We start from the raw sequence: 14,726 nt of genomic DNA, 5'->3' as shown, positions 1-14,726 counted from the left end.
CTGCCTCTGCGTTACGGAAGTGGGGGGTGTGCCAGCACGCTAGCGACTCCGAACCGGACAATTGGGCAGTTCAGGATGGAAGGCGAGGATCTTAGGGTGGGCTTAAGGAAGACAAAGGGAGCGGTTAATTCCGGCGGTTGCCGTCAGGCGTCAGCCGGACGCGGTGCCGCGCAGTGCCCCGCGCCTGCGGCCCCTCACCCGGTGGCCCCGGGCCGGTGCGGTACGGCTGCCGCCGAGGGCGATCCACAGCCTGACCTCTGTGCCGCCGAGGACCGAGCGTCCGATCCGTACGTCGCCGCCCGTCGACTCGGCGACCCGCCGCACGATGTCGAGGCCCAGCCCCGTGGAGCCGGTCCGCTGCCCGCTGTTGCCTCGTGTCAGGGCCGCCGCCGGGTCGTCGATGCCTTCACCCGCGTCCGAGACCAGGACGATGACGGCGCCCTCCGCGTGGTGCACGTCGACCGAGAAGGGGGTGCCCACCGGCGTGTGGCGGAAGACGTTGCCGAGCAACGCGTCGAGTGCGGCCGCCAGTTCGGAGCGTGCGACCGGGATGCGTACCGTCCGGTCCACGCCCGCGAGCCGTACGGTGCGGCCCTCGTCCTCCGCCAGCGCCGACCAGAAGGCCATCCGCTCGCGGATCACCTCGGACGCGTCGCAGCCGGCGCCCGCGCCCGGCCGCCCCTGGGTCTGCGGGCGCTGTTCCCGGGCCGTGCGGATGATCGTGTCGACCTCCCGCTCCAGCTTCTCGACGGCCGCGCGGGTCTGCTCGGCGGCGGGCCCGTCGCCCAGCGAGGCCGCGTTGAGGCGCAGCACCGTGAGCGGGGTGCGCAGCCGGTGCGAGAGGTCGGCGGCCAGTTCACGTTCGTTGTCGAGGAGTCGGACGACCTGGTCGGCCATGGAGTTGAACGCCGCGGCGACGGAGCGCAGCTCGGTCGGCCCTTCCTCACGGACCCGTACCGACAGCCTGCCCTCGCCCAGGTCGTGCGCCGCACGCGCGAGCCGCTGCGCGGGCCGTACCATCCGTGCGCCCAGCCGGTCCGCGACGGCCACGGAGCCGACGACGAGCGCGGCACCCACCCCCGCGAGGACCAGCCAGGAGGTGCCGACGCCGTTGGTGACCTCGTCCTCCGGTACGTACACCTCCACGACCGCGATCTTCCCGGTGGGCAGCGCGGTCGGCTGGAGGAGTGCGGAGCCTCCGGGCACGCCGGTGATCACGGCCTGGCGGCGCGCGGCCTCGATGTCCTTGCCCGCTGCCCGCCGGTGCCCGATCTCGGTCGCCCGGCTGCCGGGTTCGCCGGACGCGGGCACATGGACGGCGACCCGGCCCGCGGCGCCCGCCGGGGTGGAGGCGACGGCCTTTTCCAGCGGGAGGCGTTCGGTGGTGATGGAGAGGGTGGGGGCGAGGGCCGCCGCGTTCCGTTCGGCACCTGCGAACGCCCGGTCGCTCGCCATCTCCTTGATGACAAGACCGAGCGGGATGGCGAAGGCCACCACAACCATGGCCGTGGCGGCCATGGCCACCTTGACCAGCGCCCACCTCATCGGGGCGGTTCCAGCTTGACCCCGACGCCCCGGAGCGTGTGCAGATAGCGCGGGCGGGCCGCCGTCTCGCCCAGCTTCCGGCGCAGCCAGGAGAGGTGGACGTCGATGGTCTGGTCGTCGCCGTACGACTGCTGCCACACCTCGGCGAGCAGTTCCTTGCGCGCCACGACCACTCCGGGCCGTCCGGCGAGGAAGGTCAGCAGGTCGAATTCCCGCCGGGTCAGGTCGAGCCGTACGCCGTCGAGCTCCGCCTGCCTGCGCAGCGGGTCGACGCAGAGTCCGCCGACGCGGATCATCCGCGGGGGCGGCTCGGCGCCGGACCGGCTGCGGGCCCGCCGCAGTACGGCTGCCATGCGGGCCGACAGATGCTCCACTGAGAAGGGTTTCGTGAGGTAGTCGTCGGCGCCGTCGTTCAGCAGCCGGACGATCTCCGCCTCGTCGTCCCGTGCGGTGGCGATGATCACCGGTACATCGGTGATTCCGCGCAGCATCTTGAGCGCTTCCGCCCCATCCAGGTCGGGCAGGCCCAGATCGAGAATGACCAGGTCAAAACCGAAATGGGCCACCTCGCGCAGCGCCTCCAGGGCGGTGCCGACGCTCCGCACGGTGTGGGAGGCCTCGGTGAGGTGCCGGATGAGGGCGGAGCGTACGAACTGGTCGTCCTCGACCACGAGCACACTTGCCATGGGCGGCACCGTACGCCATCCGGGGGAAGCGGGTCCGCTTGTCACCGTGTTGCGGTGTCGCCGGGGCAGGTGGTGCAGTATGGCGCGATGATCCGACGACTGACACAGGCCCTGGCATGGTCGCTCGCCACCGGTGCGGCGACCGCGCTGACCTGGTGGGGGGTCCATTCGGTGATGGCGGGCACGGCCTACGATCCGCCCCGGGCGCTCCCGGTTGCGGGCAGTCCCGAGCTGCTTTCGTCGGCCACCCAGCGGCCCGAGGAACCGGGTTCCACGTCCCGGGGCGCGGTCCACCGGTCGCCGGGGGGCGGTTCGTCCGGCCCCTCGTCCGCGCACCCTTCCGGGAGCGCCTCCTCGCCGTCATCTCCGTCAACTGCGCCCGCTTCACCCCCTTCGCGGTCCTCTCGGGCGCCGGCCGGCTCAGCTGATTCCACCGGTTCCTCCGCTTCGTCCGGTGACGTCCGGAGTTATACGTCTTCGGGCGGCCGGGCCGTCTTCGACCTGGGAGTCACCTCCGCGGAGCTCGTGTCGGCGACGCCCGCGGACGGGTGGCAGATGCGGGTCTGGAAACAGCCGGAGTGGATCCGGGTGACGTTCACGGAGGGGCAGCGGTCGGTGTCGGTGTTCTGCACATGGAACGGGCACCGGCCGTCGGTCGAGGTGGACGACCACTAAGGGGTGCGCGACCCGGAGGGGCGCAGCGCGGGGCCCCCTCAGCCGAAGACCGCGGGCGGCGGTGCCGGTGAGGCCTCCGCCACGGCGTCCCGCACCGCCCGCGCACCGCCCGTGAAGTCCACCAGCCCCCGACCGTGCTCCACCCGCCCCGCGTGCCCGTCCCCGGCCACCCGGCGCGTCAGCTCGGCGACGGGCAGCGGGACGGCCGACCCGACCAGCACCGCGTTCCCGAACCTGCGTCCCCGCAGCACCCCCGGCTCGGCCGCCAGGGCCAGTTCGGGGAAGGTCTCCGCAGCGGTGGCGATCTGGCCGCGCAGATACGCCAGCGGTGGGCCGTCCGTCAGATTGGCCGCGTACCAGCCGTCCGGCTTCAGCGCCCGGCGGACGTCGGCGAGGAACTCCGTGCTGGTGAGGTGCGCTGGGGTGCGTGCACCGCTGAAGACGTCGGCGACCACCAGGTCCGCCCAGCCGTCCGGGACCTTCGAGAGGGCGGCACGGGCGTCGGTGGAGCGGACGCGGATACGGGCGCCCGGGTCCAGCGGCAGGACCCTGCGCACCAGTTGGACGAGGAGGCCGTCCACCTCGGCGATCTGCTGGGTGGAGCGCGGCCGGGTCGCCGCCACGTAACGGGCGAGGGTGAAGGCCCCGCCTCCCAGATGCACGACATGCAGCGGCTGCCTGGGCGGACCCACGAGGTCGATGACATGGCCGAGCCTGCGCTGGTACTCGAAGTCGAGGTGCGTGGGGTCGTCGAGGTCCACGTGGGACTGCGGGGCGCCGTCGATCAGCAGGGTCCAGCCGCGCGGGCGGTCGCGGTCGGGCCTGAGCTCGGCGATCCCGCCGTCCACCTGCTCGACCACGGACTCGGGTACGGAACGGCCCTGCCGCTTGTTCTTCGCCACGTCTCCAGTATCAATGCGGCGCCCGGCCGCCCGCCGCCCGGACGCCGCGGCCGGCTCCACGGCGGCGGCAGGTCGGGGCTCCGGCATCCGCCGGCTCGCGCGGCGCCCGCGGGGTCACCGGCGGTTGTCCGCCGCCTCGATCAGCCGGGCCGCCTCGCCGAGTGCCGCCCTGAGCACCGAGGGATCGGTGACCGGCACCGTCTCGGGCGGCAGCAGCCAGCCGCTGCCCTGGACCGGCGGTTCGTCGGGGATCCGCAGCCCCCGGCCGTTGGTCTGCGTACACGCGCTGCCCGGCATGTCCCAGCCGTCCGCCGTGCCGGGCGGCACCAGGAAGCCGAGCGTGTCGCAGGCCCCGTCGTGCAGTACGGGCCCCACGTCGGCCGAATCCGCTCCCCTGCGCAGGATGTCCACCGCCTCGAGTCCCTGCCGCGCCGGGACCGTCACCAGATCGCACGCTTCGGCCGCACCGTCGGGTGGTGCGCTGCACTCCTGGCTGGGCTTGTGCCGGGCGGTCGTTCTCGAACCGCTCATCTCGATACCGGTCTCCAACAAGGCAACCCCTCCTCGTTCTCCACAAGGTTCAACGCCTGCGGACGTCAAGGGCTACGGCGCAGCGCCGCCGTAAAGGATGGCAGTTCATGGCAAATCGCGGGTGAGATATCCGTTTTGTAGCTAAACCGGGTGTGTGCGACTCATCACAGACGGTACGTTTTGCGCGCCGGAGCGGTCCGGGCCGGCAGCACCATCCGCCAGAGAGGGCTCGGCCATGGCGACTTCACGGGGCGTACGCAACGCGGCTTTCCGGCAGTTGCGCGGACAGCGCTCGCCCGGTGAGTTCGCGGCGGCGATCCGCCGGGCCGCCCGCGAGATCGGCGAGCAAGTCGCCTGTGACGCGCGGTACATCGGACGGGTCGAGGCCGGTGAGATCCGCTGTCCCAACTACGCGTACGAGCGGGTCTTCCTGCACATGTTCCCCGGTTCGGCCCTGGAGGACCTGGGGTTCTCGGACCGCGGGACGGTACGCGGCCGGGGTATGCATGCTGCCTCGGCCGACCCGCCGTCCCCGCCCCACACCAGCCAGAACAACGAGGAGAGCGACGTGCTGCGTCGCGCATTCATGGCCGGCGGTTCCGCCGTGCTGGCCGCCGTTCCACTGGGCCTCGGCCCGGCCCCCGTACCGTCCCCGCGCCATGTCGGCGACGCGGAGGTCAGCGCCGTCGAAGCGGCCGTACGGCAGATCCGGCTGCTGGACGACCGGCACGGCGCCGACGGTCTCTACCAGCGGGCGGCGCAGCCCCTTCAGGCCGCGTACGCCCTGCTCGACGCGGGCACCGCACGCCAGGCGGTGGCCGACCGGCTGCACACGGGCGCCGGTGAACTGGCCATCTCCGTGGGATGGCTGGCCCACGACTCGGGCCGCTTCGACGATGCCCGTTCCCACTACGCGGAGGCCCTGGCAACCGCGAGAGTCGCCGGTGACCCCGCTCTTGAGGCCCACGCCTTCTGCAACACGGCGTTCCTGGCGCGCGACGCGGGGCGCCCGCGGGAGGCGGTGCGCGCGGCGCAGGCCGGGGAGCGGGCGGCGAAGCACCTGTCGTCGCCCCGGCTGCTGTCGCTGCTGACCCTGCGGGAGGCGGGCGGCTGGGCGGGGCTGGGTGACCGAACGGCCTGCGCGGAGACGCTGGTACGGGCCAAGTCCCTCTTCGCGCGCGGCACGTCGGACGCCGACCCGGAGTGGATGAGCTTCTTCGTGGAGGCGGAGCTGGAGATGCTGGAAGGGCAGTGCTGGTCGGCGCTGGGCGACTGGCCGCGGGCGGCTCAGCACGCCGAGCGCGCCGCGGCGCTCCAGGATCCGCACTTCGCGCGCAATCTGGCTCTCTATCGCGCCCAGCTCGCCGACGATCTGGTCAGGGCAGGCGCGCCGGACCGGGCCGCGGCAGCCGGGCATCAGGTGCTGGACCTGCTCGACCAGGTCCAGTCGTCCCGTATCCAGGCGATGCTCGCCGGCACCGCCCGCCGGCTGCTGCCCGAGCGCAGGACCGCCGGGGTGCCGGCCTTCCTGGAGCGGCACGCCTCGACCCCCCGGCTGGTCTGAGCGGGCCTGCCGGTCCAGGGCGGCACCCCCTTCGAGGGGCGGCCGCTACGGCTCCAGGTGACCGGTGTCGTTCCAGCGCTCGACCGCAGGCGCGCCGTACGCCCAGCCCAGCACCGACAGCGATGCCGGCGCGAGCCGGATCCGCGCCCCGAACGTCAGGTCGTACCCGAGCCAGCGTGCCGCGAGCGCCCGCAGGATGTGGCCGTGCGCGAAGACGAGGACATCGCTTCCGCCCGTACGGATCCGGTCGATCGCCTCGTCGGCGCGCGCGGTGACGTCGGCGACCGACTCACCGTCGGGAGCGCCGTCGCGCCAGATGAACCAGCCGGGGCGCACCGCCTGGATCTCGGCAGGCGTGAGCCCTTCGTACGCCCCGTAGTTCCACTCCAGGAGCGCGTCCCACTCCTGCGCCCGGCCGGCGAACCCGGCCAGCGCGCACGTCTCGCTCGCCCGCAGCAGCCTGCTGGTGTACACGCGGGTGTCCGGCACGGCGTCCCACGGCGGCCGGTGCAGCCGCTCGCCGAGCAGTTTCGCCCCTTCGCGGCCCTCGTCGAGCAGGGGGATGTCCGTTCTGCCGGTGTGTTTCCCGGACAGCGACCATGCGGTCTGTCCGTGCCTGACCAGCAGCATGCGGGGTGCCATGACGCTCTCTCCTACCGTGCGGTGATGCCTCTCCCATCATCGCGTACGGGGTTCCGGGGCAACCCGGCGGACGGCCCTGGCGTCCCACCTACCGTGCCCCTGCCAAGAGGGGCCGCCTGAACTTGTCATTCGATACGCCCTATGGTGGTACGCCGGGTGACTGGCCCCGTTTGGACAGACGATGGAGAGCATTCGGATGCCGTACACCGCGACCCGTGACCGGCCCCGCTGGTGGACAGAGCTCCTTGTGATCGCTGTCGTCTACACCGCTTACTCATCGGGCCGGCTGCTGGCGCGCGGCAGCACCGAGGACGCGGTCCAGCACGGGCTGTCGCTGCTGCGGGCCGAGAAGTTCCTGCACATCAACGTCGAGCACCCGCTGAACCGGCTGTTCACCCACACCCCGGGCATCGGGATACCCGCCGACTTCGCGTACGCGTCGCTGCACTACGTAGTGACCCCGGCGGTGCTGATCTGGCTCTTCCGCCGCCGCCCCGCCCAGTACCGGGCGGCCCGCACCTGGCTGATGGTCTCCACACTGCTCGGCCTGATCGGCTTCACACTGACGCCGACCTGCCCGCCGCGGCTGCTCGCGTCGACCGAGGGGTTCGTCGACACGATGGCGCAGTACAGCTCGTACGGATGGTGGGGGGACGACGCGAGCGCCCCGCGCGGACTCGGCGGCATGACCAACCAGTTCGCCGCGATGCCGAGCCTGCACGTGGGCTGGGCGCTGTGGTGCGGGGTGATGCTCTGGCGATACGGCCGTACGCCCCTGGCCCGAATATGCGCCGTCCTCTATCCGACGGCCATCACGTTCGTGGTGCTGGGCACGGCCAACCATTATCTTCTCGACGCGATCGCGGGGGTCGCGGTGATGGGTGCGGGGCTGCTGCTCGCCCGGCCCGTGGTGCGGCTGGCCGACCGCATACGCGCCCGCTTCTCCTCCGGTACGCCTGCCGGCCCGTCCCCGATTGTCGGTGCCGGATGCCAGACTTCCCCGGGTGAGCGATTCCCCGGGCAGCGGACCTCCTCCTCCGCCAGACCGTCGGCCTCTTCCGGTTCCTCCGCCGACACCGCCGACGACGGCACTCCGACAGCGGCTCGCTGAGCTGCGCGGCCCGTCCGTCGCACCACAGCCGCTGGACGCCCGTGCGCTTGCGGCCCTCGCGGCCAACCCCGGCTGCGAGCGGCGCGCCCTGCTGGACGGCGCCGGGGTGAACAAGACGGTTATCGCGCAGGCGCTCGGCTCCCCAGCGGCCTTCGGCCAGTCCCAGTTCGCCTTCATGCGGGGCAATGCCTTCGAGGCGAGGGTCAAGGCCGACGGCGGCGCCGATCTGATGCGGCTCCTGGCGGAGCACATGGGCACGGCCGACCCGGTGGATGTCACGGTTCCCGATCTCGCGGCGGCGGGCCCCGAGGGCCGCGCGGCGCGGACCGCGCTCGCCCTGCGCGAGGCCACCGAGGCCGGCGGGTGGGCCCTGTTCGACCATCCGATGCTGGCGCTGGAGGTGGCGGGCTCCCCCGCCTACCTGGAGCCGGACGCGGTGGTGGTGGACCCGGCCGGGCGCTGGACAGTGATCGAGATCAAGTCCTTCCCGATGATCGACGCGTCGGCCGACGCGGCGAAGGTGGGCGCCGCCGCCCGTCAGTCCGCGGTGTACGTGCTGGCGCTGGAGCGGGTCGCGGCACATGTCGGCGGCGCGTCGGTCGACGACCGGATCCTGCTGGTCTGCCCGAAGGACTTCTCCAACCTGCCGACGGCCTCGGCCGTCGACGTCCGCAAGCAGCTCGCGGTGACCCGCCGTCAGCTGACCCGGCTGACCCGTATCGAGGACATCGCGGCGGCGCTGCCCGAAGGCACCACCTTCGATCCCGCTCTGCCGCCCGCCGAGCTCACGGCGGCGGTCGAATCGGTCGACGCGGCGTACGCGCCGGAATGCCTGGCCGCCTGCGAGCTGGCTTTCCACTGCCGCGGCCGGGCCCGGGATGCGGGTTCGGTGGAGGCGCTCGGCCGGGGAATCCGCGGCGAGCTGGGCGGGCTGACGACGGTCGACGCCGTACTGGCAGCGGCGCGCGGCGACGAGGGCGACCCGTCGGACCCGGCGGTGGCCGCGCTCCGCAGGGCCGCGGCCCTGCGCGCTGAGGCGCTGGGCGGCGCCGCGTGCTGATGCCGCCACCGGGCGCGGGCAGCCGGCAGCCGCCCGTCGAGCAGACCCGGACGAGCCCGGCCGGCCCGCAGAGCCGGGCCGTGCGCACACCGGACCCCGGGGCAGCGCCCCGGCAGCAGGAAGGCTCGCCGCCATGTCGCTGATCAGCACGCTGGCCCGGCTGGAGGCCGTACAGTCCGGCCGCGCCCGGCCCACCGCCACCGTCCGCCACCGGCACCTCTCCGCACGCCCGCTCGTGTTCGTCCCGCTCACCACAGCGGGCGAGGCCGGGGCACCGCTCGGGGCGCTCGTCGGTACGGACCCCGCGGCTCCGAGGCTGCTGGTCGTCGCACAGCCGCGCGACCGGGATCTGCGGTTCGCCTTCCTCGCCGAGCTGGCCGAGGCCGTCCTGCCGCACATCGACGGATATGCCGACGACGTGGAGGCGGCGGAGCGCTCCGAGGCCGATCCGGAAACCGGGAAGAAGGTCAAGGTCGAGGTCGAGCTGTGCTCCGACGCACCGCAGCTGATCGTGCCGGGCCGGGCGGGCATCGATTTCGTCCGGCTGCTCGGCAGGTCGATGCGCTTCCGGCGTACAGCCGAAGAGGACCCGGAGGCGCCCTATCCGGCGCCGCCCCGCGTCCCCCTGCTCGGCCGCTGGCTGACGCATTACGGTGAGCGCGCCCGGGTGCCGGGGTCCTCGCTGCTGCTGGCCGCCACCGACCTGCTCAACCGCCACTGGGCCACCGGCCAGAGCAGCCTGGAGGACCAGCATCTCGGCGCGCTGCTCGCCTGGATCGACCCCGCCGACGGCGCCTCGGGCGCGGAGGCCGCGCTCCGGGCCGAGCTGGCACGCGACGGGGAGGGACAGTTGCTCTGCCCGCCGGCGGGCCCCGCCACCGATCCGGCCTTCGACAACAGGCTGCTGGCCCCCGCGGTGGAGCGGTACGACCTGGCGCGTACGGCGCTGGCCGCCGCCGAGGACGGGCCGGCGGCCGACGACCGGCTCGGCGAACTGACGGCGGCCGAGCGGGAGATCCGCCGGCTCCTCGCCGGACAGCTGCGCCCCACCTGGGACGCGGTGTGGGAGGCGATCGGGCTGGTGGGGGAGCTGCCCGAAGGGGCCAGGGCCACCGAGCGCTGGACCCGCGACCGCTGGTCGTTCACCGGTCACCGGGACCGGGTACGGGCGGGCGAGCCGCCGCAGCCGCGCCGGGACGACGCGGTGACGGCGGCGCAGAAGCTCGCGTCGCGCGAGACCGCGCAGACCCAGCTGGAGGCGCAGGAGGCCCTGGACGACCCGCTGGTGATGGCCGGGCGGCGACTCGCGGGTGAGGCGTTCGCCGGTGAGGTGACCGACGTCGTGATGGCGTGGAGCGAGTCGAAGCGGCCGAGTCCGCGTCCCCTGGTCACGTTCCGCACGGACGACACACCGCACATCGGCGAGCGCGGCAAGGTCCACCGTTCGCTCCCCGGCGACCCGCCGAAGGCGCAGACAGCCGAGTTCGTACGGTACGAGGAGGACGGCTCGCTGGTGTTGCGCGTCACCAACGGGATGGGCCGTGCCAAGGATCCGGCGCCGGGGACCGTGCCGGAGAAGGGCGACCGGCTGTGCTGGACGCTCTTCGAGCACAGTTCGCGCGGCGGCCCTGAGCTGCCCTCCGCCGAGGACACCCCCTGGACGCACGGCGGCCCGCCCGGCGTCACCGGCCCGTCGGACGGCTCCCCCGCCATGTCCGCGGGCTCCGCCGCGTCCGCGGCTCCCGGCTCCGCGACGAGCCCCGACCCCGTCACCCCTGAGGACCTGCTGTGACCTTCGACCCCGGCGCTGAGGCGGCCCGCGCCACGCGGGCCATCCTCGACGACACCCTGCACGGCGCCGCCCGCGGAGTGGTCGTCGACTCCCCACCGGGCGCGGGCAAGTCGACGCTGGTGGTGCGCGCGGCCCGTGAGCTGGCCGCGGCCGGCCGGCCGCTGATGGTGGTCGCACAGACCAATGCCCAGGTCGACGACCTCGTCGTCCGCCTCGCCGGGAAGGACCCCGACCTGCCGGTCGGCAGACTGCACAGCAGCGACCCCGACCCGTACGACAAGGTCCTGGACGACCTGCCGAACGTCCGCAAGTCCGCCAAGGCCGCGGATCTCGCCGGGCTCGACGTGGTGATCTCGACGGCCGCGAAGTGGGCGCACGTGAAGGGCGTGGAGCCGTGGCGGCACGCGATCGTCGACGAGGCGTACCAGATGCGCTCGGACGCCCTGCTGGCCGTGGCCGGGCTGTTCGAGCGGGCGCTGTTCGTGGGCGACCCGGGGCAGCTCGACCCGTTCAGCGTCGTCGGCGCCGAGCAGTGGGCGGGCCTGGCGTACGACCCGTCGTCGAGCGCGGTCTCCACCCTGCTCGCGCACAACCCCGAGCTTCCGCAGCACCGGCTGCCGGTCTCCTGGCGGCTGCCCGCGTCGGCGGCGCCGCTCGTGTCGGACGCGTTCTATCCGTACACACCGTTCCGCAGCGGCACGGGCCACGGTGACCGGCGGCTGAGCTTCGGTGTGGCGTCGGACGGATCGGGGCCCGACCGGGTGCTGGACGAGGCGGCGGAGGCGGGCTGGGGCCTGCTCGAACTGCCCGCGAGGCACACACCGCGCACGGACCCGGAGGCGGTACGGGCGGTGGCCCTGGTCGTCAGGCGGCTGCTCGACCGCGGTGGGGCGGCGGTGAGCGAGCAGTCGCCGGACCCGGTACCGGTGACGGCGGACCGTATCGCGGTCGGCACGGCCCACCGCGATCAGGCGGCCGCGGTCCGGGCGGCGCTCACGGAGCTCGGAGTGACGGGCGTCGCGGTCGATACCGCCAACCGCCTGCAGGGCCGCGAGTTCGACGTCACCGTTGTGCTGCACCCACTGTCGGGCCGCCCGGACGCGACCGCGTTCCACCTGGAGACGGGCAGGCTCTGCGTCCTGGCATCACGGCACCGGCACGCGTGCGTCGTGGTGTGCCGCGAGGGGGTGGCCGAGCTGCTCGACGAACACCCCTCGACGGACCCGGTCCAACTGGGCGTCACGGTGAAGTTCCCGGACGGGTGGGAGGCGAACCATGCGGTCCTGGCCCACCTCGCGGAACACCGGGTGCCCTGGACCCCGTAACCGCCGGACGGAGCCCGGCACACCGCCGCAGGCGGCAGACAGACACAGCCCGGACGGGTGGGAGGCGAACCACGCGGTCCTCGCCCACCTCGCGGAACACCGGGTGCCGTACCGACCGCTGTGACGCGACGCCGCCCGCTGCCTGTACGAGCCCCCTTGCGCGGGGCGGGACAATGGACGGTGGCCGGAAATCCCACGGTGGACGGCACCACACCACCAGAGACCCGCACAGCAGGAGGCACACATGGCGGAGCCCGAACAGCGCGAGCGGAAGCCGCGGCCTGCGCCGCTGCTCTTCGAGCCCTCCGCGGCCACTGCCGACCCCGAGCACTTCTTCGACCTGGAATCGATCGACGACCCGGCGGCGCTGCTCACCCGCGCCACCGAGCTGACGCTGGCGTTCCGCGCCGCGACGGACCGGGCGGTCGAGTTCCAGGCGATCGCCGCCGCGCAGCTCGCGGACCCGCGCCGCTTCGACCGCCTGACGGCGGCGGACATCGCGGGCCGAGCGCACTGGACCGAGGACTACACGAAGAAGATGATCGAGTTCGGCAGGGACCTGCTGCGCGGCTCACCGTCCTGAGGTCCTGAGCCGCCGACATCCGCAGAAAGCCACCTCACTTGGCATATGCCGGTGGGCAAGATACGCCTCCCCGCCCCCGCCTGTCCCGATTTCCGCCAACCCAGCGGAGTGGGGCCATCACTCCAGGTAGATCTTGTCGGCATGAGCTCATGGCAGCGAAATGACGGCAGCGACAGCACAGGACTCCTTTCCGCCCGGGGCTCGGGCGGCCGCACCTCGGCAGGGCTCAGCCGGAACCTCGACGACCAGGAAGGGCAGCTCGCCACGACGGTCACCGCGGCCGGAGCGGGATGGCTCGCCTCCGCCTCCCCGTATCCGCGCAGTGCGCTCTCGCTCTGGGAGTCCAGGCCCGCCGCCCCCACTGTGCTGGACTGCGGCTCGGTCTTCGACGTGGTCAATGTGCCCGCGGTCTTCGGCCGCCGGATGCTGGACACCATGTGGTCGGACGGCCCCGGATCGGGCCCGGTCGCGGGCCACCGCGGCCGGATGCTGCTCTTCGCCGCACCCGGCACCGCACAGCGGCTGCCGTCCCTGCTGCACTGGGAGGAGTGGGGTGACGCGGTGCCGCCGCTGCTCTGCCACGGCACCGGTGACGCCGTGACCGTACCGTCGCCGGCCTCCACCGTTCCCCGTACGGGACCCCGCTGGCTCGTCGCACCCGACACCCGCCATCCGTGGCTGCCGGGGCCCGAGGTCATGCTGTGGGCCTGTGTGCGCGCGGCGCGCGCCGCGGCTGCTCCGGCGGCCACTGCGGGCTGCTTATCGATTTTTCCCCGCGCCGATCAGGATGCTAAGGTCTACGACGTCAGCAGGCGCCGCTAGCTCAGTTGGTTAGAGCAGCTGACTCTTAATCAGCGGGTCCGGGGTTCGAGTCCCTGGCGGCGCACAGACGGAAGAAGCCCCTCGCGGAAGCGGGGGGCTTCTTCGTTGTCCCAGCACACCGCCGTCACCTCACCGCCGTCATCTCACCGGCGTCATACGACCGGCGTTACCTTGACGGTCCAGGATCCCGACGGCGTACGGTCGGCCACTTCCACCTTCGTCCCGTTACCGGGGACGGTGAACGTCTCCCCCACCCCGAGCGGCGCGTCGGCCAGCTGCGGGTAGACCGACTGCCCCCAGCAGGCCGAACTGTGCGGGTGGGCGTCGACCACCTGGATCGCGCCGTCACCCGACGCGACGTCCGCCTTCACCCGGTAGACGAGGACCCCCTCCGAGCAGGTCGCTGCGTCGTTTCCGGCCGCGGTGCGCGCCTCGATGGCGAGGGCGGTGTCGAGTCCGGTACGCAGGACGATGAGCCGGGTTCCGGCGGTGTCGGCGCCCGGCGCCGGGACCTCCTCCAGCGGCTCCAGCGTGAACATCTGGGCCGAGGTGCCCCGCACACAGGCGATCTGCCGCCGGTCCAGCCAGCCCAGTTTCCACTTGTGCCAGCCGAAGAAGTCGGGGGCGAGGCCGAACTGGCTGCCCATGACGTCCCAGTCACCCACGTAGGTGTCCCAGTCGCCCTTGTCGTCCGACGGACGGTGGTAGAGATCCGGCAGGTCGAAGACGTGCCCGGTCTCGTGCGCCAGCACATCGCGATCGGGTGGATGGTGCTCAAAACCGGTGACGAAGCGCCGGATCTCCGTCCCGTCGGCGTGCATCGGGGTGTCCAGGTTGACCACCTTCGTGGCGTCCGAGTCGACCCCCGGCGCGTCCGGGTCCGCGATCAGGTAGACGAGGTCGTACTTGCTGAAGTCCACGGAAGGATCCGCCGCGGCCACCGCGTCCCGCAGATAGGCGTCCCGCTCGTCCGCACTCCAGTCGCGCCGTATCGCGTAGGCGGAGGCCGGTTTCGGCATCATGGTCCAGCGCCGCTGCGGGTGCGGGCGCAGGGTGAACTTCCCGTACGAGGCACGCCGGAAGAAGGTCGTGGTCGAGGGGAAGTAGTCGGCCGTCAGCTCCTGGGGAGTGGTGTCCGGTGCCGCTCCGGGAAAGGACAGGAAGATCATCACCGCGTCGAGGGTCCCGACCGGCCGGGGGTAGGCGGGGTTCCAGCTGTCGAGACCGACCGAGTGGTGGAGGTCGCTGCGCGGCAGCGCGCACGGGCCCTCGCCGCCCACGGTGGCGACCGCGGGCCCCGCGACCAGGGACGTCGCGGTGAGCGCCATGAACGAGACAAGGACAGCTGCGGCCTGTCGCAGACGACGTCGGTCCACTCCCCCGAGTGTCTGCGGACGCTGCACGTAGACCTCCGGGATCGGGATGCGGGACACCCCACCCACCCTGAGGCGGTTTATATGGTTATGTCCTGTCCAGTTGCCCCAGGCG

At 72.9% G+C, this 14,726-nt stretch carries 14 protein-coding genes and 1 tRNA gene; 9 read left to right on the top strand and 6 right to left on the bottom strand.

Annotated elements, in window-relative coordinates:
- Positions 1-150 precede the first annotated feature (150 nt).
- The gene (locus tag OG584_RS23075) at positions 151-1,545 is read right to left on the bottom strand and encodes an ATP-binding protein (RefSeq protein ID WP_405780582.1); all 1,395 of its coding nucleotides are present in this window, start codon (positions 1,543-1,545) and stop codon (positions 151-153) included.
- Complete coding sequence (locus OG584_RS23070) at positions 1,542-2,231, bottom strand: response regulator transcription factor (protein ID WP_405780579.1); 690 nt, start codon at positions 2,229-2,231, stop codon at positions 1,542-1,544. Before OG584_RS23070 ends, OG584_RS23075 begins: the two co-directional genes overlap by 4 nt.
- A gap of 525 nt (positions 2,232-2,756) precedes the next feature.
- Between OG584_RS23070 and OG584_RS23065 the strand changes: the two genes are divergently transcribed.
- Positions 2,757-2,906 carry a hypothetical protein gene (locus OG584_RS23065; RefSeq protein ID WP_405780578.1) on the top strand — a complete coding sequence of 50 codons (150 nt, stop codon included), beginning with the start codon at positions 2,757-2,759 and terminating at the stop codon, positions 2,904-2,906.
- A 38-nt stretch (positions 2,907-2,944) separates the two neighbouring features.
- On the opposite strand, the gene OG584_RS23060 is transcribed toward OG584_RS23065, so the two are convergent.
- On the bottom strand, positions 2,945-3,808 hold the full coding sequence (locus OG584_RS23060; protein ID WP_405780577.1) for a spermidine synthase: 864 nt from the start codon (positions 3,806-3,808) through the stop codon (positions 2,945-2,947).
- A 114-nt stretch (positions 3,809-3,922) separates the two neighbouring features.
- Positions 3,923-4,360 (bottom strand): hypothetical protein, encoded by a 438-nt coding sequence (locus tag OG584_RS23055; RefSeq protein ID WP_405780575.1) that lies wholly within the window; start codon positions 4,358-4,360, stop codon positions 3,923-3,925.
- Positions 4,361-4,574: 214 nt separating this feature from the next.
- On the opposite strand from OG584_RS23055, the gene OG584_RS23050 reads away from it, so the two are divergent.
- On the top strand, positions 4,575-5,903 hold the full coding sequence (locus OG584_RS23050; protein ID WP_405780573.1) for a hypothetical protein: 1,329 nt from the start codon (positions 4,575-4,577) through the stop codon (positions 5,901-5,903).
- Positions 5,904-5,948: 45 nt separating this feature from the next.
- Here the strand turns inward: OG584_RS23050 and OG584_RS23045 are convergent, their stop codons facing one another.
- The gene (locus OG584_RS23045; protein WP_405780572.1) at positions 5,949-6,545 is read right to left on the bottom strand and encodes a histidine phosphatase family protein; all 597 of its coding nucleotides are present in this window, start codon (positions 6,543-6,545) and stop codon (positions 5,949-5,951) included.
- A gap of 196 nt (positions 6,546-6,741) precedes the next feature.
- Here OG584_RS23045 and OG584_RS23040 point away from each other — a divergent pair, with 196 nt between their 5' ends.
- The 7 genes from OG584_RS23040 to OG584_RS23010 all read left to right on the top strand — a co-directional run bounded on the left by OG584_RS23040 (position 6,742) and on the right by OG584_RS23010 (position 13,302).
- The gene (locus OG584_RS23040) at positions 6,742-7,656 is read left to right on the top strand and encodes a phosphatase PAP2 family protein (RefSeq protein WP_405780570.1); all 915 of its coding nucleotides are present in this window, start codon (positions 6,742-6,744) and stop codon (positions 7,654-7,656) included.
- Positions 7,550-8,716, top strand: coding sequence for a hypothetical protein (locus tag OG584_RS23035; protein WP_405780568.1), 1,167 nt, complete (start codon positions 7,550-7,552; stop codon positions 8,714-8,716). Before OG584_RS23040 ends, OG584_RS23035 begins: the two co-directional genes overlap by 107 nt.
- 133 nt (positions 8,717-8,849) lie before the next feature.
- The gene (locus OG584_RS23030) at positions 8,850-10,508 is read left to right on the top strand and encodes a hypothetical protein (protein ID WP_405780567.1); all 1,659 of its coding nucleotides are present in this window, start codon (positions 8,850-8,852) and stop codon (positions 10,506-10,508) included.
- The gene (locus tag OG584_RS23025) at positions 10,505-11,833 is read left to right on the top strand and encodes an AAA family ATPase (protein WP_405780566.1); all 1,329 of its coding nucleotides are present in this window, start codon (positions 10,505-10,507) and stop codon (positions 11,831-11,833) included. Before OG584_RS23030 ends, OG584_RS23025 begins: the two co-directional genes overlap by 4 nt.
- A gap of 244 nt (positions 11,834-12,077) precedes the next feature.
- Positions 12,078-12,416 (top strand): hypothetical protein, encoded by a 339-nt coding sequence (locus OG584_RS23020; protein ID WP_405780565.1) that lies wholly within the window; start codon positions 12,078-12,080, stop codon positions 12,414-12,416.
- A 141-nt stretch (positions 12,417-12,557) separates the two neighbouring features.
- Positions 12,558-13,238, top strand: a complete 681-nt coding sequence (locus OG584_RS23015; RefSeq protein WP_405780563.1) for a bifunctional DNA primase/polymerase — start codon at positions 12,558-12,560, stop codon at positions 13,236-13,238.
- A tRNA-Lys gene (locus OG584_RS23010) sits at positions 13,229-13,302 on the top strand. Before OG584_RS23015 ends, OG584_RS23010 begins: the two co-directional genes overlap by 10 nt.
- A gap of 88 nt (positions 13,303-13,390) precedes the next feature.
- Here the strand turns inward: OG584_RS23010 and OG584_RS23005 are convergent.
- Positions 13,391-14,614 carry a M6 family metalloprotease domain-containing protein gene (locus tag OG584_RS23005; protein ID WP_405780561.1) on the bottom strand — a complete coding sequence of 408 codons (1,224 nt, stop codon included), beginning with the start codon at positions 14,612-14,614 and terminating at the stop codon, positions 13,391-13,393.
- Between the last annotated feature and the right edge of the window lie 112 nt (positions 14,615-14,726).

The sequence above is a fragment of the Streptomyces sp. NBC_00859 genome (genome assembly GCF_045161865.1).
GTDB lineage: Bacteria > Actinomycetota > Actinomycetes > Streptomycetales > Streptomycetaceae > Streptomyces.
Note: the sequence above shows the minus strand (reverse complement) of the source record. Positions and strands in the feature narration are given on the sequence as shown.